Origin of the sequence: Kitasatospora sp. NPDC057015 (assembly GCF_042673745.1) — a bacterium.
Taxonomy (GTDB): Bacteria; Actinomycetota; Actinomycetes; order Streptomycetales; family Streptomycetaceae; genus Kitasatospora.
In genome coordinates, this window is record NZ_JBHUSG010000004.1 from 248512 (window position 1) to 270161 (window position 21650).

Annotated in this window: 14 protein-coding genes, 3 tRNA genes and 1 pseudogene; 11 read left to right on the forward strand and 7 right to left on the reverse strand. The window is 75.6% G+C overall.

Features of this window, described 5'->3' with window-relative positions; genetic code table 11:
* Positions 1 to 184 precede the first annotated feature (184 nt).
* From pelF to ACFTWP_RS05995, 7 genes and pseudogenes are all read left to right on the forward strand, one after another.
* Positions 185 to 1726 (forward strand): GT4 family glycosyltransferase PelF, encoded by a 1542-nt coding sequence (pelF, locus tag ACFTWP_RS05965; protein WP_380263028.1) that lies wholly within the window; start codon positions 185 to 187, stop codon positions 1724 to 1726.
* Positions 1723 to 3240 carry a hypothetical protein gene (locus ACFTWP_RS05970; RefSeq protein WP_380263029.1) on the forward strand — a complete coding sequence of 506 codons (1518 nt, stop codon included), beginning with the start codon at positions 1723 to 1725 and terminating at the stop codon, positions 3238 to 3240. The genes pelF and ACFTWP_RS05970 overlap by 4 nt, the downstream gene beginning before the upstream one ends.
* Positions 3241 to 3322: 82 nt before the next feature.
* Entirely contained in the window at positions 3323 to 4315 is a 993-nt protein-coding gene (locus tag ACFTWP_RS05975) for an SDR family NAD(P)-dependent oxidoreductase (RefSeq protein ID WP_380263030.1), read from the forward strand.
* Positions 4316 to 4359: 44 nt separating this feature from the next.
* Positions 4360 to 5064 (forward strand): annotated as a pseudogene (locus ACFTWP_RS05980) (NDP-sugar synthase); the annotation flags it as partial.
* 134 nt (positions 5065 to 5198) lie between these two features.
* Complete coding sequence (locus ACFTWP_RS05985; protein WP_380263031.1) at positions 5199 to 6098, forward strand: NAD-dependent epimerase/dehydratase family protein; 900 nt, start codon at positions 5199 to 5201, stop codon at positions 6096 to 6098.
* Entirely contained in the window at positions 6095 to 6793 is a 699-nt protein-coding gene (locus ACFTWP_RS05990) for a spherulation-specific family 4 protein (RefSeq protein ID WP_380263032.1), read from the forward strand. Before ACFTWP_RS05985 ends, ACFTWP_RS05990 begins: the two co-directional genes overlap by 4 nt.
* A gap of 105 nt (positions 6794 to 6898) precedes the next feature.
* Positions 6899 to 7903, forward strand: a complete 1005-nt coding sequence (locus ACFTWP_RS05995) for an endo alpha-1,4 polygalactosaminidase (RefSeq protein WP_380263033.1) — start codon at positions 6899 to 6901, stop codon at positions 7901 to 7903.
* 171 nt (positions 7904 to 8074) lie between these two features.
* Here ACFTWP_RS05995 and ACFTWP_RS06000 read toward each other — a convergent pair whose 3' ends face one another.
* On the reverse strand, positions 8075 to 8275 hold the full coding sequence (locus ACFTWP_RS06000; RefSeq protein ID WP_380263034.1) for a hypothetical protein: 201 nt from the start codon (positions 8273 to 8275) through the stop codon (positions 8075 to 8077).
* A gap of 160 nt (positions 8276 to 8435) precedes the next feature.
* Here ACFTWP_RS06000 and ACFTWP_RS06005 point away from each other — a divergent pair, with 160 nt between their 5' ends.
* Positions 8436 to 9404 (forward strand): aldo/keto reductase, encoded by a 969-nt coding sequence (locus tag ACFTWP_RS06005; protein ID WP_380263035.1) that lies wholly within the window; start codon positions 8436 to 8438, stop codon positions 9402 to 9404.
* 150 nt (positions 9405 to 9554) lie between these two features.
* On the opposite strand, the gene ACFTWP_RS06010 is transcribed toward ACFTWP_RS06005, so the two are convergent.
* From ACFTWP_RS06010 to ACFTWP_RS06020, 3 genes are all read right to left on the reverse strand, one after another.
* Positions 9555 to 10559, reverse strand: a complete 1005-nt coding sequence (locus ACFTWP_RS06010; protein ID WP_380263036.1) for a C40 family peptidase — start codon at positions 10557 to 10559, stop codon at positions 9555 to 9557.
* Entirely contained in the window at positions 10556 to 11872 is a 1317-nt protein-coding gene (locus ACFTWP_RS06015; RefSeq protein ID WP_380263037.1) for an SPFH domain-containing protein, read from the reverse strand. The genes ACFTWP_RS06010 and ACFTWP_RS06015 overlap by 4 nt, the downstream gene beginning before the upstream one ends.
* A 187-nt stretch (positions 11873 to 12059) precedes the next feature.
* Positions 12060 to 14849 (reverse strand): Ig-like domain-containing protein, encoded by a 2790-nt coding sequence (locus tag ACFTWP_RS06020; RefSeq protein WP_380263038.1) that lies wholly within the window; start codon positions 14847 to 14849, stop codon positions 12060 to 12062.
* Positions 14850 to 15140: 291 nt separating this feature from the next.
* Here ACFTWP_RS06020 and ACFTWP_RS06025 point away from each other — a divergent pair, with 291 nt between their 5' ends.
* Both ACFTWP_RS06025 and ACFTWP_RS06030 read left to right on the forward strand, forming a co-directional pair.
* Entirely contained in the window at positions 15141 to 15563 is a 423-nt protein-coding gene (locus ACFTWP_RS06025) for a globin domain-containing protein (protein WP_380263039.1), read from the forward strand.
* Between the two features lie 10 nt (positions 15564 to 15573).
* Positions 15574 to 16821, forward strand: coding sequence for a globin domain-containing protein (locus tag ACFTWP_RS06030; RefSeq protein ID WP_380263040.1), 1248 nt, complete (start codon positions 15574 to 15576; stop codon positions 16819 to 16821).
* Between the two features lie 61 nt (positions 16822 to 16882).
* Here the strand turns inward: ACFTWP_RS06030 and ACFTWP_RS06035 are convergent.
* The 3 genes from ACFTWP_RS06035 to ACFTWP_RS06045 form a co-directional block, all read right to left on the reverse strand.
* Positions 16883 to 16958, reverse strand: a tRNA-Arg gene (locus ACFTWP_RS06035).
* A 134-nt stretch (positions 16959 to 17092) separates the two neighbouring features.
* Positions 17093 to 17165, reverse strand: a tRNA-Arg gene (locus ACFTWP_RS06040).
* 379 nt (positions 17166 to 17544) lie between these two features.
* Positions 17545 to 17635, reverse strand: a tRNA-Ser gene (locus tag ACFTWP_RS06045).
* Positions 17636 to 17814: 179 nt separating this feature from the next.
* Here ACFTWP_RS06045 and ACFTWP_RS06050 point away from each other — a divergent pair.
* Positions 17815 to 21543 carry a PAS domain-containing protein gene (locus tag ACFTWP_RS06050; RefSeq protein ID WP_380263041.1) on the forward strand — a complete coding sequence of 1243 codons (3729 nt, stop codon included), beginning with the start codon at positions 17815 to 17817 and terminating at the stop codon, positions 21541 to 21543.
* Positions 21544 to 21650: the final 107 nt, after the last annotated feature.

Genomic DNA, 21650 nt, shown 5'->3' on the forward strand with positions numbered 1-21650 from the left:
CGGCGCCAGCGCGGGCCCCACCCCGGCGCCCACCCCCGCCGGGCCCATGCCCCCCGCAAGGGCGGCCCCCCCGCCACCCCGCCCCCCCCCCGCCGGGGGGGGGGGGGGGGCCCCCCCCCCCCACCACCGGCTGTACGTCCGCCCCACCACAGCGGACGTCGACGGAGAAGGAGGGGGATCGGGGATGCGCGTCACCCTGCTCACCGAGGGGACGTATCCGCACCAGCACGGGGGCGTGAGTGTCTGGTGCGACCAGCTCGTCCAGGGCATGCCGGACGTCGATTTCGACATCGTCGCGGTGACCGGCACCGGCCACGAGCCGCTCGCCTGGGAACTGCCCGCCAACGTGCGGTCGGTGACCACCGCACCGCTCTGGGGCCCGGCCTCGGGTGCCAAGCCGCCGCGCCGCAAGGAGCTGCGGAGATTCCTCGACGCGTACGAGCGCTTCCTGCACTCCATCCTCGACCCGGTCTACACCACCCACTTCGGCACCGAGCTGTACGGCTTCGCCGACCTCGCCCGGCGCGGCCTGCTCAGCCCGGCGCTGCGCAGCGAGCCCGCCCTGCGCACCCTCCAGCGCGTCTGGACCCGTGACTACCTGCCGACCGCCGTCTCCCGGCCGACCCTGCACGACGCGCTGAACGCCACCGACCTGCTGGAGCACGCGCTGCGACCGCTGTCGGTCGAGCCGCCGCAGGGCGGCGTGGCGCACGCGGCCAGCGGCGGCCTGGCCACCCTGCCCGGCCTGATCGCCTCCCAGCAGTACGGCGTACCGTTCCTGCTCACCGAGCACGGCATCTACCTGCGCGAGCGCTACCTCGGCTACCGCACCGGCCCCTACCGCTGGCCGGTCAAGGCGCTGCTGCTGGGCTTCTACCGGATGCTCGCCGAGGAGAGCTACCGCCGTGCCGCGCTGGTGACCCCGGGCAACCGGTACAACCGGCGCTGGGAGGAGCGCGGCGGCACCCCGTCCGCCCACATCCGCACCGTGTACAACGGCGTCGACCCCGCGGCGTTCCCGCCCGCCGGGCCCGAGCCCGAGACGCCCACCCTCAGCTGGGCCGGCCGGGTCGACCCGATCAAGGACCTGGAGACGCTGATCCGGGCCTTCGCGATCGTCCTCAAGGAGATGCCCGACGCCAAGCTGCGGCTGTTCGGCGGCACCCCCAAGGGCGGCGAGGGCTACCGCGACGGCTGCATAGCCCTGGCAGCCGAACTCGGGATCGCCGACTCGGTGGTCTTCGAGGGCCGGGTCGCCGACATCACCGACGCCTACGCGGCCGGCAACGTGGTGATGCTCTCCAGCATCAGCGAGGGCTTCCCGTTCACCCTGATCGAGGCGATGTCCTGCGGCCGCTCGACGGTCTCCACCGACGTCGGCGGCGTGCGCGAGGCCGTCGGCGACACCGGCCTGGTCGTCCCGCCGCGCGAGCCCGAGCCGATGGCCGCCGCCGCCCTGGAGCTGCTGCGCGACCCCGAGCGGCGGGCCAGGCTCGGCGAGCAGGCCCGGCTGCGGGTGATCGAGCAGTTCACCCTGCGGCAGAACATCGACGGCTTCCGGAACATCTACACCGAGCTGCTCGGCACCGCCCGCTGGCTGCCCGAGGGCGTCGTCGCCGTCGGCGGCGACGGCCCGGGGCTGCAGCCGGAGCCCGCCGGCGCGGCCGGCTCCCGTCCGGTCACCAGCTGGGGCCGGCGCGCGGAGAACCTCCAGGAGGCACGATGAGCGGCCCGCTGCGACTCGTCCCCGACGAGGCCGGCCCCGAGTGGGCCGAGCAGACCATGCAGCTGCGGACCCTGCCGCGCCAGCGCCGCCGCCCGGCCCCGCCGGACCCGGCCGACGAGGGCCTGGACCTCTCCGCCGACCCGATCGACGCGCTCGCCGAGCGGCTCGCCGACGTCTGCGCGGACGCCGTGCACCCGTACGAGATCGCGGCCTTCCTGGAGTCGGACGGGCTGACGGACGAGCAGGCCGCGCTGAACTACGGCCGGCCCGACTCCTTCACCCTCGCCGAGGAGCTGTTCACCAAGGTCGCCCGGCGCTACCCCGGCCCGAGCGCCGAGTTCGCCAACCCCTGGCGCGCCGACCCGTGGCGCTGCGTGGTGCGCGGCCTGGTGTTCGCGCTGCCCGGCCTCGGCTACCTGCTCGGCGCCAACCTCTTCGCGGTCGAGCGGATGCGCTTCGGCCTGCCCTCCGGCATGGTCGCGCTGTCCGTCGCCACGCTGGCCAGCTGGTCCTGGAACCAGGCGCTCGCGCACCGCTCGTACGCCTGGCTCGGGCGCGGCCGGCGCCGCGCCGCCGGCCGCTGTCTGGCCATCGGCGCTCCGGCGGGCGCGCTGGTCGCGGCCGTCAGCGCCTACGTGGTGGGCGGCCCGCTCAGTTCGCTGCTGTTCGCGGCCGGCCAGTCCGGCTACCTGGCGGCGGCCAGCGTGCTGCTGGTACTGGGCCGGGAGAAGTCCCTGCTGATCGCCCTGGCACCGTCGGCGCTCGGCGCGGGCGTGGTGCTCGCGGTGGACGTGCCGCAGGTGGTCCGGACGGTCGTGCTGCTCTCCACCCTCGTCCTCGCGCTGGCGCTCGCCACCCGCGAGGTGGTCCGCTGCCTGCGCGCCGAACAGGACGCCACCGTGCTGCGGTTGCCGCTGAGCCAGGAGATCCCGCAGGGCCTGTTCGGTCTCGCGGTCGGCACCCTGACGCTGATCGCCGGGCTCGGCACCACCATCCACCAGGCGGTCGGCGAGGGCGTGCCGCTCGGCCAGGCGGCGGCGCCGACCGGGCCGGCGATGATCGCGCTGACGCTCAGTCTCGGCCTCGCCGAGTGGCTGCTCTTCCGCTACCGGGCGATGGCGGTGGCCGCGCTGCGCACCAGCCACACCCCGGGGCAGTTCGTCCGCCGGACGGGCGGCGTCCTGCTCGGCTGCCTCTTCACCTACCTCACCACCGTGGCCGCGCTGGACGCGGCCGCCACCGTGCTCTGGCCCGGAGCGCCGACCCTGGGGACCGTCCAACTGGGCGCCCTGCTGGTCCTCGGCGGCGCGCTCTGGCTGGCCCTGCTGCTGAACGCCTTCGGCCACAGCTGGAGCACCGCCCTGATCTGCCTGGCCGCCGCGATCGCGGAGTGCGCCGGGCTGCTGGCCGGTGCGGAACCGACCCTCCTGCAGCTCCTCGGCTGCGGGGCGGCCGCGCTCCTCCTCACCGCCATCGCCGGGCCCGCGCTCGGCAGAACGACCAAGCACCGCTGAAGGGCGCGGGCCCCGCGGCCCGAAGCACCACCCGCCCTCAGCCACCGACCCACCCACCCCACCAGAGAGAGAAATCACGCGTATGAGCACCGTCGCCGTCACCGGAGCCGAGGGCTTCATCGGCTCCCACCTCGTCGAGACCCTGGTCGCCGACGGCCACCAGGTCCGCGCGATGGTCCAGTACAACTCCTTCTCGTCCTTCGGCTGGCTGGAGACCCTCGACCGCGAGGTCCTCGACTCGGTCGAGATCGTCCTCGGCGACGTCCGCGACCCGGGCTCGGTCAACGGCCTGGTCAAGGGCACCGAGGCGGTGTACCACCTGGCCGCGCTGATCGCGATCCCCTACTCCTACCGGGCGCCGCACTCGTACATCGAGACCAACGTCACCGGCACCCTGAACGTCCTGGAGGCCGTGCGCCACCTCGACATCCCGCGCCTGGTGCACACCTCCACCAGCGAGACCTACGGCACCGCGCAGACCGTGCCGATCACCGAGGACCACCCGATCAACACGCAGTCCCCGTACGCCGCCTCCAAGGCCGGCGGGGACCGCCTCGCGGACAGCTACCACGCGAGCTTCGAGACCCCGGTCGTCACGCTGCGCCCGTTCAACACCTTCGGCCCGCGCCAGTCGATGCGCGCCGTCATCCCGACCGTGATCGCCCAGCTCGCCGCCGGCGAGACCGTGATCACCCTCGGCGACCTGCGCCCCACCCGTGACTTCACCTTCGTCAAGGACACCGCCGCCGCCTTCCGCACCGTCGGCACCGCGCCCGCCGAGACCGTGGTCGGCAAGACCTTCAACGCCGGCACCGGCGGCGAGATCTCGGTCGGCGACCTGGTCACCCTGGTCGGCAAGCTGATGGGCGTCGACGTCACCGTCAAGGAGGACGAGCAGCGCATCCGCCCGGCCAACTCCGAGGTCATGCGCCTGGTCGCGGACGCCACCCGGCTGCGCACCGCCACCGGCTGGGCCCCGGGCCACTCGCTGGAGGAGGGCCTGGAGCAGACCATCGAGTTCTTCCGGGACCCGGCCAACCTGTCCCGTTACAAGACCGACCTCTACAACGTCTGACCCGTCCAGCTCATGCAGCCATCGTCTTCCGTGGGGGAACCACCATGCACGCAGTGATCCTGGCCGGCGGCAAGGGCGTACGCCTTCGGCCCTACACCACCGCCCTTCCCAAGCCGCTCGTCCCGATCGGCGACCAGCACGCGATCCTGGAGATCGTGATGCGCCAGCTCGCCTCGGCGGGCTTCAAGACCGTGACGCTCGCGATCGGCCACCTCGGCCACATCATCCGGGCCTACGTCGGCAACGGTTCGCAGTGGGGGCTGCGGGTCGGGTACGCCGTCGAGGACAGCCCGCTCGGCACCATGGGCCCGCTGCTCACCATGCAGGACCGGCTGCCGGAGAACTTCCTGGTGATGAACGGCGACATCCTCACCGACCTGGACTTCGCCGGGGTGCTCAAGCACCACGAGGAGTCCAAGGCGCCGCTGACCATCGCGACCTACGCCCGCCAGGTCAAGATCGACTTCGGCGTGCTGACCACCGAGGGCAGCAGCATCACCGGCTTCCAGGAGAAGCCGAGCATCGACTACCGCGTGTCGATGGGCGTGTACGGCGTGTCCCGCTCCACCCTCGCCAAGTACACGCCGGGGCTGCCGCTCGGCTTCGACGAGCTGGTCCTGGACCTGCTCGCCGCCGAGACCCCGCCCTCCGCCTACGAGTTCAGCGGCTACTGGCTCGACATCGGTCGCCCGGACGACTACGACCGGGCCAACGCCGAGTTCGCGACGCACCGCTCGCTGCTGCTGCGCGACGAGGCTCCCGAGGGCCTGCACGCCGTTCCCTCGGGCCCGGCCGAGACCCCGGCCCCGATCCCGGCGGCCCGGACCGCGGCGGACCCTTCCGCCGAACCGGCCGCGCCCGCCGGCGCCGACGGGCGGGCCGCGTGAGAGTCCTGCTCCTCGGCGCCGACGGCTTCCTCGGCCGGCACGCCGCCGACGCCCTGCGCGCGCTGCCGGGCACGACCGTGCTCACCGGCGGCCGCCGGGCCGCCCACGACCTGCCGCTCGACCTCGCGACGGCCCGCGCCGACGTGCTGGCCGAGCAGCTCCGGCAGCTCGCGGTCGACGCGGTGGTCAACTTCGCCGGCGCGGTGGCCGGCAGCGCCGTCAAACTCGCCGAGGTCAACGCCCGTGGCCCGGCCGTGCTCTGCGAGGCGCTCCGGGAGGGCGCCCCGCAGGCCCGGCTGGTGCACATCGGCTCGGCCGGCGAGTACGGCGCCTGCGAGGAGGGCACCTCGCTGACGGAGTCCGCACAGCCCCGCCCGGTCGGGGTGTACGGCGCCACCAAGCTGGCCGGCAGCCTCGCGGTGGCCGGCTCCGGGCTGGACGCCGTCGTGCTGCGGGTCTTCAACCCGGTCGGTCCGGGTGCGCCGGCCGGCTCGCTGCCCGGCCGGCTCGCCGCCGAGCTGCGCCGGGCGGGCGCCGACGGCGTGGTGGAGGTCGGCGACCTCTCCGCGTACCGCGACTTCGTGGACGCCCGGGACATCGCCCGGGCGGTCGCGCTCGCGGTCTCGGCCGACCGGCCGCTGCCCCGGGTGATCAACCTGGCCTCGGGCGTGGCCAGGCCGGTGCGGGCGATCGCGGACGGACTGGTGGCCGCGGCCGCCTTCGCCGGCCGGATCGACGAGAGCGGTGCGGGCTCGGAGCGGTCCGCCGCGGTCTCCTGGCAGCAGGCGGACGTCTCGCTCGCGGCCCGGGAGCTGGGGTGGAAGCCGGAGACCGACCTCGACGTCACCCTGCGCGACCTCTGGTCGAGCACCGCCCCGGAACCGGTCGCCGGATGACCGCCGGCACCTCCGACGACGGCCGCCTGCTGGTGCCGCTGTACGTCCACCCCGCGGTGGACCCGGCGGCCTGGCAGGCGGTCGCCGCCGCCGGCCCGGCCCGGGTCGCGGCCGTCGTCATCAACATCGCCGACGGGCCGGGCGACGCCTACGACAACGTGTTCGCGGCCGGCGCCGACGAGCTGCGCGCGGCCGGCATACCGCTGCTCGCCTACTCCGACACCGACTACGGCCGGCGCCCGCACGCGGCCGTGGTCGCCGATCTGCTGACGTACCGTCAGTGGTATGACACCGACGGCGTCTACTTCGACCAGGTCGCCGCCCACTCCGGCGCCCTGCCGCACTACCGCCGGCTGGCCACCGCCGCCCGGGCGGCCGGCTGCGCCACCGTGGTGTTCGGCCACGGCGACCACCCCGAGCCGGGCTACGCGGAGATCGGCCTGGCGGACCTGCTGGTCACCTTCGAGGGCGACTGGGAGGCGTACCGCGAGATGACCCTGCCGCTCTGGACGGGCCGTCACGCCGCCGCGCACTTCTGCCACCTGGTGTACGACGTGCCGGCCGAGGCGGCGGCCGAGGCCGCCGCGCTGATCACCGCGCGAAGAGCGGGGGTCGGCTGCGCCGTCCCCGGCAGCGGTGACAACCCGTGGTCCACGCTGCCGTTCGAGCTGACCGCCCTCCAGGCCCAGGGCTGACCCCGGCGCCGCACCCGGCCCGCGCGGACCAGCCCCGACACCGGGCCCCGCACCCCCGGGGCCACCAGACCAGACCGACCCGATCCGATCCGGAGTTCGAGTACTGTGACCCGCCGTTCCCGGCCCATGCTGGCCGCCCTCGTCCTGACCACCGCGCTGCTGGCAAGTGCGTGCAGCGGATCGGACGACGGTGACGACGACACCTCCGCCGACGCGACGGGCTCCGGAACCCCGGTCGCCACCGCTCCCGCGGACCCCCAGCCGGGCACCCCGTCGGACACCCCCTCCGACAGCGCCAGCGCGAGCCCCGGCAGCAGCCCGACGGGCACCACGACCCCGGCGCCCGGCACACCCCCGGCGCCGACCGGCGCCCGGCCCACCGGCGGGGCGACCGCCCCGGCGCCGGCCGGCGCGGTGTGGCAGCCCAAGCCCGGCGTCACCTGGCAGTGGCAGCTCGGCGGCACCCTCGACCAGTCGGTGGACGTGCCGGTCTACGACATCGACGGCTTCGAGCACGACGCCTCGGTGGTCGCGGCGCTGCACGCCAAGGGTCGCAAGGTGATCTGCTACGTCAACGCCGGTTCCTGGGAGGACTTCCGCCCCGACGCCGCGGCCTTCTCCAAGAGCCTCCAGGGCTCGGGCAACGGCTGGCAGGGCGAGAAGTGGTTCGACATCCGGGAGATCGACAAGCTGAAGCCGCTGATGGCGACCCGCTTCGACATGTGCAGGGCGAAGGGCTTCGACGCGGTCGAGCCCGACCTCCTGGACGCCTACATCAACAAGACCGGTTTCCCGCTGACCGCGGACGACCAGTTGAAGTACAACCGCATGATCGCCGCCCTGGCGCACGAGCGCGGTCTGGCGGTCGCGTTGAAGAACGACCTCGACCAGATCCCGGCCCTGGTGGGCGACTTCGACTTCGCGGTGAACGAGCAGTGCGCGGAGTTCGACGAGTGCGCGAAGCTCAGCCCGTTCATCAAGGCGGGCAAGGCGGTGCTGCACGTCGAGTACAAGGTGTCGACGGACAAGTTCTGCGGACAGGCGAAGTCGCTGGGCCTCAGCTCGATGCAGAAGCACCTGGAGCTGGACGCCTGGCGGAAGGCCTGCTGAGCGGGCGCTCCGACCCGTGGCCGGCCGCGGCCGGGGGGCTCCGGCCTCCCGCCCCGGCCGGCCACGGCCGTTCGGGGCAGGAGCGGTCACCACGCGGCGGTGCCGCCGGATCGAGCGCCGGACAGGACGGGTCGCCGGGCAGGCTGGCCTGCCCGGCGTCCTGCGGGGTTCCTACTTGACCGCGAGCCAGATGACGACGGCCAGCGCGGCCACCACCACGACGGCCACGCCGGCGATCACGCCGGTGCGGCTGCCGCCGCGGCTGCTGCCATAGGTGGAGACGGAGCCGGGCGCCTGCGGGGCCGGGGTCTCGTCGACGAACGCCCGGAACATCTGGGTGCTGCCGGCGGGGTCGTAGTCGTTGTCAGCCATGGCAGGGACTCTAACCAATCCGCCCGCCCCGCCGACACCCCGGATCCCCTCCGAACCGGTCACCGGCCCGGGCGGCCTCCCGTGCAACGGCCGTACGACAACATCGTGAAGCCTACGGGGTACCGGAACGGCGGCTCGTTCGATCGGGTTGACTTCGGGCATGACCGAAATCCACAGTGACCCCCGCCCCCGTGTGACCCTCGGCACCTCCGACCTGACGGTGTTCCCGCTCGCGCTCGGCGGCAACGTCTTCGGCTGGACGGCGGACGAGGCGCAGTCCTTCGCCGTGCTCGACGCCTTCGCGGCCGGCGGCGGCGACTTCCTCGACACCGCGGACGTGTACTCGGCCTGGGTGCCGGGCAACACGGGCGGCGAGTCGGAGGCCATCATCGGCAACTGGCTGCGCAGCCGGGGAAACCGGGACGAGATCGTGGTGGCCACCAAGGTCGGGGCGCACCCCGAGTGGACCGGGCTGAAGGCGCACACCGTGAAGTCCGCGACGGAGGAGTCGCTGCGCCGCCTCGGCGTGGAGCGGATCGACCTGCTCTACACCCACCGCGACGACCCCGCGACGCCGGTGGAGGAGTTCGCCGTGGCGCTGGACGAGCTGGTCCGGGAGGGCAAGGTCCGCGAGATCGCCGCCTCCAACATCAGCGCCGAACGGCTCGCCGAGGCACTGGAGTTCTCCGAGCGCGAGGGCCTGGCCCGGTACGTGGCGGTGCAGCCGCACTACAACCTGGTCTCGCGCTCCACCTATGAGGGGCCGCTGGCCGAGGTCGTCGCGGCGCACGGGCTCTCCTCGCTGCCGTACTTCGCGCTGGCCTCGGGCTTCCTGACCGGCAAGTACCGGCCCGGCGGCCCCGGGGTGGACAGCGCCCGGGCGCAGGGTGCCGCCCGCTACCTGGACGACCCGCGCGGCCCGAAGGTGCTGGACGCCCTGGACGCCGTCGCCGCCGCGCACGGCGTGCTGCCCGCGACGGCGGCGCTGGCCTGGCTGGCGTCCCGGCCGACCGTCGCCGCGCCGATCGCCAGCGCCCGTACGGTGGAGCAGGTGGCCCCGCTGCTGGCCGCCGCCGCCCTGCGGCTCACCCCGGAGGAGCTGGCCCTGCTGGACGAGGCCTCCGCCTGATCGTCCCCGGCCGCCGTCCACAGGCTGTGGACGGACCGAACCCGCCCCACTTGTCCACAGGCCTGTGGACAAGCGGGGCGGGCGAGTACGGCGACGCGGGCGGGGCGCGACGGGTTGCATCGCGACCCGCCCGTACTGCTGTTCGAACGGCTACGGCCGTCCGAAGTGGGTCGGGTAGAAGCCGGCACTGAGCGTCGAGACCCGCACGTTCCGGCCCGGCCGCGGGGCCTCGACGAACGTGCCGCCACCGAGGTAGATCCCGACGTGGTGGATCGCCGACGCCCGGCCGTTGTCGGACCAGAACAGCAGGTCCCCGCGCCGGAGGTCACCGGCACCGATCGGGGTGCTCGCCGCGTACTGGTCGTCGGCGACCCGGGGGAGGGCGACGCCGCTGCGGCGGAAGGCCTGCTGGACCAGCCCCGAGCAGTCGAACCCGCCCGGGCCGTTGCCGCCCCACAGGTAGGGCTTGCCGACCTGCGCCAGCGCGTAGGCGACGGCGGCCTCGGTGCTGCCCGCCTCCGAGCCCGATCCCGAGTCCGACCCCGAGTCCGAGGCGGTGTCCCGGGCCGGTCCGGACGCCGCGCCCTCGGACCGGGCGCCGGAGCCCGGCGCGGCGGGACTGCGGCCGATGCGGCTGAGGTAGACGTCGTAGTGGCTGGTGTAGCGCCACTCGCCGCCGACACCCTTGAACCAGTAGCGGGAGCCGTCCCAGCCCTGGGTGATGCCCGTCCCGGCCGCGGCGCCGGCGGCGGGCGGGCCGCCCGCGGCGGGGGTCGCGGCCGGGGCGGCCGGCCTGGCGCCGATCCGGTTCAGGTAGACGTCGTAGCGGCTGGTGTAGCGCCACTCGCCGCCGACGCCCTTGAACCAGTAGCGGGAGCCGTCCCAGCCCTGCTTCACCGGCGCGGGCGCGGCGTGCGCCGCGCCGGCGCCCAGGCCGACCACTCCGGCGCCCGCCATGACGGTGGTCGCCAGGCAGGTGTTCCGTACCGTGCGGTGTATTCGGCTCTCCCCCGGCCGGGCGACCCGGGCGGGCGTGCGCGGTCGGGCCGCGCAGCCGTGGCAGCGGCAGCCCGCCACGGCGGGGATGCTGTGCGGGCTCTCCACGAACCCCGCCAGCGCCGGATCGGCGGCGGCGGGTGCGGTGGCTATCCTCATCGGGGTCGTCCTTCCTTACGCCCGGCCCGGACGGCCGGCGAGGGTCCGCCGGCCCGGACACTGGGGGATGGCACCGAGGCGGCCACTCCTGACGGGGCGACGAACGCCACGAGCAGGTGCTCCATCAGGGCGCTGCGCGCCGCCTCGTCCAACTCGTGGGCGGTCGCCCGCTCCAGCCGGCGGACCGCGAGCGCGGCCGCCTCCACCGCGTCGTCGACGAGCACGGTGCGCAGGCCCGCGTCGAGGTCCGCGAGGCGGCGGCGCCGCATCGACTCCGCGACCTCGGGGGCGTAGTCGAGCGCCATCGGCTGCACGGAGTAGACCTCCAGGCCGGCCGGCGCGACCTCGGCCGCCAGCGCCCGGGTGAGCTCGTCCGCGAACCACTGGCCGTCCCGCAGCGCCGGCCCGGGCACCGAGTCGCTGTCACAGGGCAGCGTCGAGGCCGTCCGGGTGAGCACCGCGTGCACCTGCTCGCGCAGGTAGTTCTCGTGGTCGGCGAGCGAGAGCAGGGCCCGCGCGGTGTCCTTGACCCGCCAGACGATCAGCAGCCGGACCACGATCGGCGTACCCGTCCGGTCCACGGCGTTGACCGGCTCGCTGCGCCAGTGGCGCAGCCGCACGTCCACCCGGCGCCGGCGCAGCAGCGGGTTGACCCAGACCAGTCCGGTCCGGCGGACGGTGCCCCGGTAGCGGCCCCAGCGGGTCAGCACCCGGGTCTCGCCGCCGGCGTTGGCCAGCAGTCCGGCCAGGACGAGCAGGATCAGCAGACCGGCTCCGGAGGCGGCGGCGACGTCCCGCAGGGCGACCACCGGTCGGGCGCTCGCCCGGGCCGCTCCGGTGCGGATGTCCGGCAGGGCGCTCCAGTGCGGAATGACCCCCGTCCGGGCGAGCACCAGGACGACGCCGGCGAGGCCGGCCAGCAGCGCGAGCAGGCCGAGCCAGCCCGGCAGCGCGACGGCGCGGTGCTCGCGCAGGGCCGGATCGGTGCGCGGGGGGCGGCGGGAGGCCGTGGGCCGGACCACCGTCTCCTCCTCCGGCGGGACCGGCCGGGCCGAACGCCCGCCGCCCGGCGCAGGTACCGGCTGCACCGGCTGGACCGGCTGGACGGGCTGAGCGGCCATCGGCTCGGTGGCGGGTCCGTCCAGCGGGTCGAGGACGGTACGCGGCGCCGTCCGCCTGGCCATCTGCTCCAGCGGCAGTTTGCTCGCCTTGGCGAGCGGGCTGGCGCCCGCCGTCTGCGGTTCGGGCAACGGCCGGGTGAGGGCGTTGGCCAGATTGTCGGGTCGCTGCGAAGAATCGCGGGTGACGTCCATGCACGGATCCTCGGGGTCGGTGTGTCGCGCAACGGGCGGCCCGGATCTGACGGGCAGTGCCGAACTCAGGCTAAGTTCATATGTCATCAAATGCGACATTTAACGCCAAGCGTGTCGACATTCACTGACGAACCGTCCGAATCCGAGCTGACGCGCAGGCACATGGTGGGTGGGTTCACGAAGGTCTTCAGCGCCGCCGCCGGCCGGGCCCCCGCCCGAACACCCGGCGGGTGATCAGCCCCACCCCGGTGAGCAGCAGCAGGCACCCGGCGAGAGCCGCCCGCCACCCGGTCGACTCCACCCGGTGCCGGGCCACCGTGCCGATGGCCCAGGGCGCCGCGAGCGCCTGGTCGGAGCTCGCCGAGTCGGGGGCGGCCGGGGCCACCCGATCGGCCGAGGAGCCGCCGGGCGGCAGCACCCCGGCGGAGCGCCGCCCGGCGGGCGACGCGGAGGCGGAAGAGGTGGCGGGCAGGGCGGCGGAAGAGGCGGCGGTGACGGAAGCGGGACCGGAGGCGGACGGGGCGGCGGCGGCGCCCGCAGGGGCCGGTGGTGTCGGCGTCGGCTTCGGTGTCGACGTCGGTGTCGGCGTGCCAGGCGTGGGCACCGCTGAGGGCCTCCCCGCCGGCGACCCCGACGGTGTCCCCACCGGGGCTCCGACCGGCGCGCCGACCCGGACGGTGACCGGGTGCGCCGCCGTCCCGTTGCCCGCCCGGTCGGTGGCGCTGACGACCAGTGAGTGGACGCCGACCGCGAGGTCCCTGGCGGCCGTACAGCTCCAGCCGCCGTCGACCGCGGCCACCGCGCTGCAGACCGGGATCGCCTCCGTCGAAGCCGAAGCCGAAGCCGGGGTCGAGGTCGAGGTCGAGGTCGGAGCCGAGTCGGCCCGGGCGGCGAGGGTGACGGTCGCCCCGCCCTCGGCGCGGCCGGCGAACCGAGGGCGGGCCGCACGAAGGACCTCCCCCGCCGCCGGGCTGCTCAGGACGGGGGCGGCCGGCGCCACCGTGTCGACGACCAGCGCGACCGCCGGGCCCGTCGCCCGGTTGCCGGCCGCGTCGACGGCGGCCGGGGTGAGCCGGTGCGTCCCGTCCGACAGGTTCTCGACCGGCAGGCAGGCCCAGGTGCCCGCGGACCCGACCCGGGTGCTGCAGAGTTCGCCGGCGGCCGGGACGGCAGTCGCCGCGGCGGCGGCACCCGCGGTGGCAACGGCGGCGGGCCGGTCGCCGCCCGGGACGGTGTCGCCGACCGAGACGGTGCTGCCCGGCTCGCCCGTCCCGGTGAGCAGCGGTGCCGGGTCGTTGGTGAACTCCGGCAGGGACAGCAGCGGGGCGGCCGGCGGCCCGCTCTTGACGGCGAAGCGCACCGGGTCGCCGGTGAGCACCACCCCGCCGGTGGTGGTCTCGACCGGGGTCAGGCTGTGCGGGCCCTGGCTCAACGGGCTGTCGGGGCGGCAGCTCCAGGCTCCCCCCTGGCCGACCGCGGCCCGGCAGAGCACGGCGGTGCCCTCCCGGATCTCGACCGCCGCACCCGCGATGGCGCCCTCGCCGCGGACCTGCGGGCGGGCGTCCGCCACCGTGCTGCCGGCGACCGGACTGCCGATCTCGGGCCTGGCCGCACCGACGGCGAGTCGGACGCGCTGGTCCTCGACCGCGCCGGAGTCGGCGAAGCCGCCGGGGGCGACCAGTTGGGCGGCCTCCCGGCCGATCCGCAGCCGGGCCCAGGTCTCGCCGGAGGAGGCGCCGGGCGGGACGATCCATTCGAGTCCCGCCGCGGTGGCTCCGGCGGGGGCCTCGGTCTGGACGCGTTCGGCGGCGTCGAAGCGCCCGTTGCGGTCGAAGTCGATCCAGCCGGCCAGGGTGGCCGGGGTGCCACCGGCCGAGACGGGCACGCTCAGCCGGTAGTAGCGCCCGATCGACGCCTCGGCCGGGTACCGGACGGCCGGATCGGCGCCCTGGTACTCCCCGCGCCCCGGCTCGGGCCTGGGCGGGGTCCGGTCGGCGAAGACGCTGCGGCGGCCGGCGCCGTGGTCGAGCTCGACCAGCGGACCGGGGTCGGCGGAGCCCGCGACGGGCCCGGCGGCGACCCGGGCGGCGCCCGAACCGGCACGGGCGACGCCGGACCCGGCCTCGCGGGCCGGCCCGGGGTTCGCGTCCGCGCCGAGCAGGAGGTCGGTGGCGAGGTGCGAGGCGTTGGTGTAGCCGGCGGGCGCGGTGCCGAGCGTCTCGTCCAGGGTGACGGTGTACGCCTGGCGCAGGGGGGCGGGTGCGGTGGCGCCGCCCCGGGTGCTGGCGCGCTGCTCGATCCGCAGGGTGGCGGTGCTGAAGGTGCCGGCGAGTTCGAGGCTGCCCTCGGCCACGGCGTCGGGCGCGCCGCCGTCCGCCCGGCCGGGGCCGAGGGCGTTCTCCGCCACCGTCCAGCCCGTCCAGGCCGTCCGGGGGGCCAGGACGGGGGCGGCCGGCGAGCCGCCGGTGACGGTCAGCCGGGCCGCGGTGGCGGTGCTGCCGGCGCCGTCGGCGCTGTGGGCGGCGAGGCCGCTGACGTGCAGTCGGGGGCTGCGCACGGGGCGGGAGAAGGCGATCCGCAGGGTGCCCAGGGTCCGCCAGGAGCCGTCCGCCCGGGGGCGGTCCTCGGCGAGCGTGAACGCCCGGGCGGGGGCGCCGGGCCGCAGTCCGTCCGCGTACGCGGCGGGGCGGGCGCCGCCGGAGGGGTCGGCCAGCCGGCCCGGCTCGGCGGTGGCGGTGACACCGGGGGCGGCGGCGAACTCCAGCTGGACGGCGAGTCCGGAGGGGAGGGTCGCGCGGCCCTGGTCCGACCAGCCGTCAGGGGTCTGCTGCGCCCGGGCGGGAGGGGCGGTCCAGCCGAGCAGCAGGGCGGCGGCGAGGAGGAGGACCGCCGGCCCCGGGGCGAGGACACGGCTCCGCCCCGTACGGCGCTCGTACGGCGGCGCGCCGGCGGCGGGCTGCGACCACGGTCGGCTCATCCGGCGCTCCTTCGGCCTCGGCCACCCGAAGGGGGTCCGGACACAAGATCCGACAAAACGGAATCACGATCACGAGCCGGTAATACTCCGACACCGTCACCCTTGCCCAGGTCGTACCCAAATGGCCGTCCCCTCTCCCTCCCCGACACCCGGATGGCACCGGACACCACCCGGAGTGACGCAGTCCGGACCGCGTCCGTGCCGCTCCAACCGACCGTTACTGACCAGTATTTGACCATTCATCGGCTATCTCTGTTCGAATTACCCGCGCGCTCAGTAGAGTCGGCGCCCGTGACCATTAATCCCGTTCTCATCAAGAGCAGTTTCGCCATCGTCGAACCCCATGGCGCCGCCGTCACCGCGTACTTCTACCAGCACCTGTTCGAGCACAACCCCGAACTGCGGCCCCTCTTCGCCGAGCACCTCGACGACCAGCAGAACCAGCTGTGGGCCGCCCTGGGCGCCCTGGTCACGCACCTGGAGGACACCGAGACGCTGGTCGGGATCCTCACCGGCCTCGGCACCCGGCACGCGCGCTACGGCGCCCTGCCGGAGCACTTCCCCGCCGTCGGGGCCAGCCTGCTCGCCAGCCTGCGCCACTTCGCGGGCGAGGAGGCCTGGACCCCCGAGGTGGAGGCCTCCTGGACGGCCGTCCACGGCGTCGTCACCGCCACCATGAGCGAGGCGATCACCGCCGCGCAGTCCAGCTCCTGAGGCCGCTGCGGTGCCCTTCGACCCCGCGGTCATCCGCGCCAGCTTCGCCGTCGTCGAGCGCCGCGCCGACCACATGGCCAAGTACTTCTACGCCCACCTCTTCGCCCACCACCCCGGGGTCCGCGACTACTTCCCCGAGGAGATGGCGGAGCAGCGCGACCGCCTGTTCGCCGCGCTCACCCAGCTCGTCCTGCGGCTGGAGAGCCCCGGCCCGCTCACCGGCTACCTGCGCGCGCTCGGGCGCGACCACCGCAAGTTCCAGGCCGCGCCCGAGCACTACCCGGCCGTCGGGGCGAGCCTGATCGCGGCCCTGCGGCACTTCTCCGGCCACTCCTGGACCCAGGAGATCGAGAAGGCCTGGACCGAGGCCTTCACGGTGATCGCCCAGGTGATGACCGAGGCCGCCGCCGAGGACGACCGGAGCGACTCCCCCGCCTGGTGGGAGGCCGAGGTGACCCGGCGCCGCCGGGCCGCCCCCGACATCGTGGTGCTCACCCTCGCACCGGACCGCCCCTACCCCTTCACCGCCGGCCAGTACCTCACCCTGTGCAGCCCGCGCGTGCCCCGGGTCTGGCGCCCGTACTCCATCGCCAACGCCCCGCGCCCGGACGGCAGCCTGGAGCTGCACGTGCGCCGGGTGCGCGGCGGGCTGCTGAGCACCGCGCTGGTGGAGGACGTGATGCCCGGCGAGCGGGTGCGGCTCGGCCCCGCCATCGGCGACGCCTGCCTGGTGCCCGGCTCCCGGCGCCCGCTGCTGGCGGTGGCCGGCGGCACCGGCTGGGGTCAGACCAAGGCCCTGCTGGAGCAGCTGGTCGCCGAGCCCGACCCCCGTCGGGCGATGGTCTTCGTGGCCGCCAGGGACGACGACGACCAGTACGACCTGGCCGCCGTCGAGGCGTTCGTGGGAGCCCACTCCCGCCTGGACGTCCTGCTCGCCGCGCCCGCCGACAGCGGGGACCGCACCTCGGCGAACGGGCTGCTCACCGACGCGCTGCGGGCGCACGGCGACTGGGAGGGCTGGGACATCCACCTCAGCGGCCCGCCCGGCCTCGCGCCCGAGATCGCCGGGCTGCTGCTCGGCCTCGGCGCCGACGCCGGGCGGATCAGGCACGACCCGGTACCGGACACGCTCAACCGGTCCCGCCCGCTGACGCCGTCCGACTGGTTCCTCGACCGCCGGGACGTGGCCTGGATCAACCGCACCGAACTCGGCGCCGACGATCCCCACGGCACCCCTCCCGGCGCCGCCCGGGCCTAGCGCCCCCGCGGAACGCCGCAGGCCCCGCCGACCTGGTGGTCGACGGGGCCTGCGGTCCGGCTGGTGCGCTCAGCAGGATTCGAACCTGCAACCTCTTGATCCGTAGTCAAGTGCTCTATCCGTTGAGCTATGAGCGCCCTCAGGGGTCTTGCGACACCCTGCGGTACTCGGGAAAGCCTACCCGATCCGGGAGCCCTCCCCGCACACCCGGCCCGGCGTGTGCGGCAAGCGGCGAGGCCCCGGGCCGGAGCCTGGGGCCTCGCGATTGCGGTGCGCTCAGCAGGATTCGAACCTGCAACCTCTTGATCCGTAGTCAAGTGCTCTATCCGTTGAGCTATGAGCGCTCGCCCTGGTGTCAGTGCCACCGGGGCGGTGCGGGAACAACATTACATGACCTGCGACGCGGGGCGAAATCGTTTGATCCGCACCCCGCCCGACCCGGCCGGGAACACCGGAACCGGCCGCGTCGGCGCGGGAGGGCCGGCGCGGGAGGGCCGGCGCGGGAGGGCCGGCGCGGGAGGGCCGGCACGGGAGGGCCGGCGCGGGAGGGCCGGCGCGGGAGGGCCGGCGGGACGGCGCACCCGGGCGGGCCCGGAAGGCAGCCCTCGAGGGGCCGCGGGGACACGTTCCGGAAACGATCCGGGGAGCACGGCACCGGGAGGGCGACGGCGCCGGGAACGCGGAAAGTCCCGCCGGCCTGAGGGCCGACGGGACTTTCGGAGGCGGAGGCTGAGGGATTTGAACCCTCGATGGGCTTGAAGGCCCAAACCGCATTAGCAGTGCGGCGCCATAGACCGGACTAGGCGAAGCCTCCTCCACACAAGGAGCGTTCCCGCATGGCGGATCCGTTCCGTGTGCCAGTGATGATGCCACAACCTACCGGCCCGGCACCAACCACTGGGTACGTTACTAGGCGGGTCGTCCCGACCGCAAAGAACAATGAGATACTTCCGTCTCCGGAGGAGCTGCCCTGAGCCGAGGAGACCTGTCGACGTGAGCAGCAGGCCGATCCGAGGCGCTGCTCGCCTCGCCGCCATACTCGACGCCCTGCCCGACGCGCTGCTGCTGGTGAACAGCAACGGCACCGTCGTCGATGCCAACAACGCCGCCGTGCAGAGCCTGCAGGCACCCGGCACCTCGCTGGTCGGGATGGGCGTGCTCGACCTGCTGCCCGAATTCGACCCGAGTCGGATCCCGGGCTCGATGCGCCCGGCCCCGCGCGAGGACGAGGAGCTGGACCGGCCCGTGCGGATGACCGCCCGGCGCACGGACGGCACCGCCTTCCCCGTGGAGGTCTCCGGCAACGACTTCGCGGACGACGGCGCGAGCGAGGGCCGCGGCTACGCGCTGTCGCCGCTGGTGCCGTACGACCCGTACCGGGACGGCCCGCGCCAGTCGTCCGGCAGCGACCTGCTGCTCCTGCTGGTCCGTGACCTGACCGGCCGGCTCGGCGTGGAGGCGGAGCTGCGCCGCCAGCACAAGCAGACCGAGATGATCCTGCGGGCCGCCGCCGAGGGCGTGCTGGGCGTGGACCTGGAAGGCCGCTGCGTGCTGGTCAACCCGGCCGCCGCGCACATCCTGGAGTACCGGGCGAGCGAGCTCGGCGGGCGCGAGCTGCACCCGCTGATCCAGCACTCCAAGGCCGACGGCACCCCGCTGACGCTGGAGGAGTCCGCCCTGCTGGACACCCTCACCTCCGGCCGCAAGCACCGGGTGCGCGGCGCCGTGCTGTGGCGCAAGGACGGCCGGCCGGTCACCGTCGACCTGACCACCGCCCCCGTCCGGGACGGCGACCAGCTGGTCGGCGCGGTGATGACCTTCACCGACCGCAGCCGCGAGCTGGCGCTGGTCGCCCGCAACGAGCACCTCACCGCGGTGCTGGAGAGCGAGCTCGGCGGGGCGCTGACGGCCCTTCACCGGCGGATCGACGCGCTCGCCGGCGACCCGGCCGGCCAGCTCTGGCCGGAGGCGAACTGGACCCTGCGGCGGCTCGCCGACGAGTGCCGGCGGTTCGGCCGACTGATCGACGGGGTGCTGTCGTACCAGCGTTTCGAGGCCGCCACCGAGAACGGGCAGGGCTCGCTGGAGCGCGAGCCGGTCGGCCTGGACCTCGTCGTTCGGCGCGCGGTCGAGCACGCCGGCGAGCTGGTCGGCGCCGGCCGGGTGCGCTTCTCGGTGCACGCCGCCGCCGTCGAGGTGATCGCGGACGAGGAGCGGCTGGCGCAGGCCCTCGCCCACCTGGTCGCGGACGTGAGCGGCGTCGCCCTGTCACTGGACGCGCCGGCGACCACCGACACCGCTGCGCCGGCCGCCGGCCCGGCCGCGCCGGACGGCGGCGAGGCCCCCATGGTGGTGCTGGCCGCCGCGCAGCGCGGCGAGGTCGCCCGGGTGGAGATCCGGGGCCCGGGCCTCGGCCCCAGCCCCGTCCACCTGCCGATAGCGCGGAGCGTGGTCGAGCGGCACGGCGGCGTGCTGCAGTCCCACGAGCTCCCGGGCCGGGCCGGCACCACGTACGTGGTCGAGCTGCCGCTGGACCCGGTCGCGGCCAAGGCCGCCGCCGAGCGCGCCGCCGCCGGCGGCCGCCGGGACACGCCCAAGGAGTCCGACACCGCCGTGCTGCCCGACCTGCCGGGCATCCCGCAGCTGCCCTCGGGCGAGCGGGCGCCGGCGGACGACGCCGCGGAGCCGACCGGGAAGCCGGGCGCGCCCGATCAGGCCCCTCACCAGGATCCCGCCGCCGCGACCGACGAGAAGGGCCGCCCCGCGCGCGGCCGACGGGCCGCCGGCCCCGCCGAGCGGCCCGCCGACCCCGAGCCCTGGCACGACGCGCCGCCCGCCAGCAAGCCCGGCCAGGGCTCCGGCACCGGCACCGGCACCGGCGTGACGCTGGGCCGGCCCGTCCCCGAGCAGTGGAACGGCGACGGCGGCGACGCCGCGTACGGGAGAGCCGGCGCCGAGGCCGCCGGGCAGCCCGCGCCCGACCCGTGGCGCGGCGGCGACGAGGGCACCACGGCCTACGCCGTCCCCGCCGGTGACACCGACCGCCGGGAGGCCGCCGGCCGGACACCCGAGCAGGCGCCCAGCCGCGCCGCAGAGCGGGCCGCCGAGCGAGCCGCCGAAGCCGCTGCGAAGCCGTCGCACGGGCCGATCGCGCTCGGCCCCGGGCCGTCGGCGGCGCCGGCCGAGCCCGAGCGCCCCGCCCAGGCCGAGGCCCCCGCCGTCCGCGGTCCGCTGGCCCTCGGGCCGGGCGGGCCCGCGGAGCAACCCGAGCAGGCGGCCGGCGCCGAACCGGCGCAGGCCCCCGGCCAGCCGTCCCGGCGCAGGCGCGCCCTGCCCGTCGGCGAGGAGCCGCCGGCCGCGTTCTCGCTGCCCGGCGTGCCCGACCCCGGCACCCCGCTCTACCCCGGTCTGGAGCACGCGCTGCCGGCCAGCCCGGCGCCCGCCGCCCCCGAACCGGGTGCGACGCCGCCCACCGGGCGCCGGCGGCGGCTCGCCGTACCGCCGGCCGGTGAGGCCGAGGCCAGGTCCGACGGGCCGGAGGAGCGCGAGGCGGCTCCCGAGGCCGCTCCGGCGGCCTCCGCCGCGCTGGAGATCGCCAGGCCGGCGCTGCCGGCGGGCGACAACCTGCCCGCGACCACGCAGTCCGCTCCGCCGGCCGTGGCCCAGGCGCAGGAGAGCGAGCCGCGCCCGCCGCAGCCGGTGGGCAGCGGGCTGGGCGAGCTCGCCCCGCCGCGTCCGATGGGTGCGGGCGGCGGGTTCGCCGGTGCCTTCCCGGCGGCGTTCCCGGCCCAGCAGTCCGGCACGGTCGCCGTGCCCCAGCCGGGCGGTCCGGTGGACGGCGCCGCCGCGGTCGAGGCCCGTACTCCCCCGCGACCGATGGCCGAACTGGCGCCCGCCGGCCACGGCGAGCCGGCACCCGACCTCGCCCCCGACCCGCCGACCATGGTCACGCCGGCCGTGGACGGGAACCCGCGCCGGCTGCTGGTCTGGCCGGAGCCCGACCCGTCCACCAAGCAGGCCCTCCAGGAGCGCGGATACCGGCCGGTGATCGTCCGCTCCCGCGAGGAGGTGGACGCGCAGGTGCCGGCCTTCCCCGCGGCGCTCTTCGTCGACCCGCTGACCGGCCCGATCACCCGCACCGCACTGCAGTCGCTGCGCACCGCCGCGCTGAACAGCCGAGTGCCCGTGCTGGTCACGGCCGGGCTCGGGCAGGCCACCCGGGACGCCGCCTACGGGGCCGATCCGGCCGTCCTGCTGCGCGCCCTGGCCCCGCGTGACGGCGAGAACCACGCCCCCCGGGTGCTGCTGGTCGAGAGCGACCCGGACATCGCCGCCGCGATGATCAGCAGCCTGGAGCGGCGCGGCATGCACGTCGAGCACGCGGTGGACGAGAACGACGCCGTGGCCCGCGCCAGCAGCGTGCAGCCGAACCTGGTGGTGATGGACCTGCTCCAGATCCGCCGCCGCCGGGTCGGCCTGCTGGACTGGCTGCGCGCCAACGACCGGCTGCACCGCACCCCGCTGGTCGTCTACACCTCGGTGGACCTCGACCCGCGGGAACTGCCCCGGCTGCGGACGGGCGAGACGGTGCTCTTCCTGGCCGAACGCTCGACCACCCAGGACGTGCAGTCCCGGATCGTCGACCTGCTGGGCCGGATCGGCTCGCTGGGCGAGCCGGGGCCGGCGGCTGCCGCCGAGTCGATGCGGATGGCCGACCGCTGAGCCGGTGGCCGTCGAACGCCGTCGGGGGGCCCCGCCCGGGCGGGGGGGGCGCGCCGCGGTGGGGCGCGCCCGGGGGGGCGGCGGGGTGGGGGGGGGGGTGGGGGGGA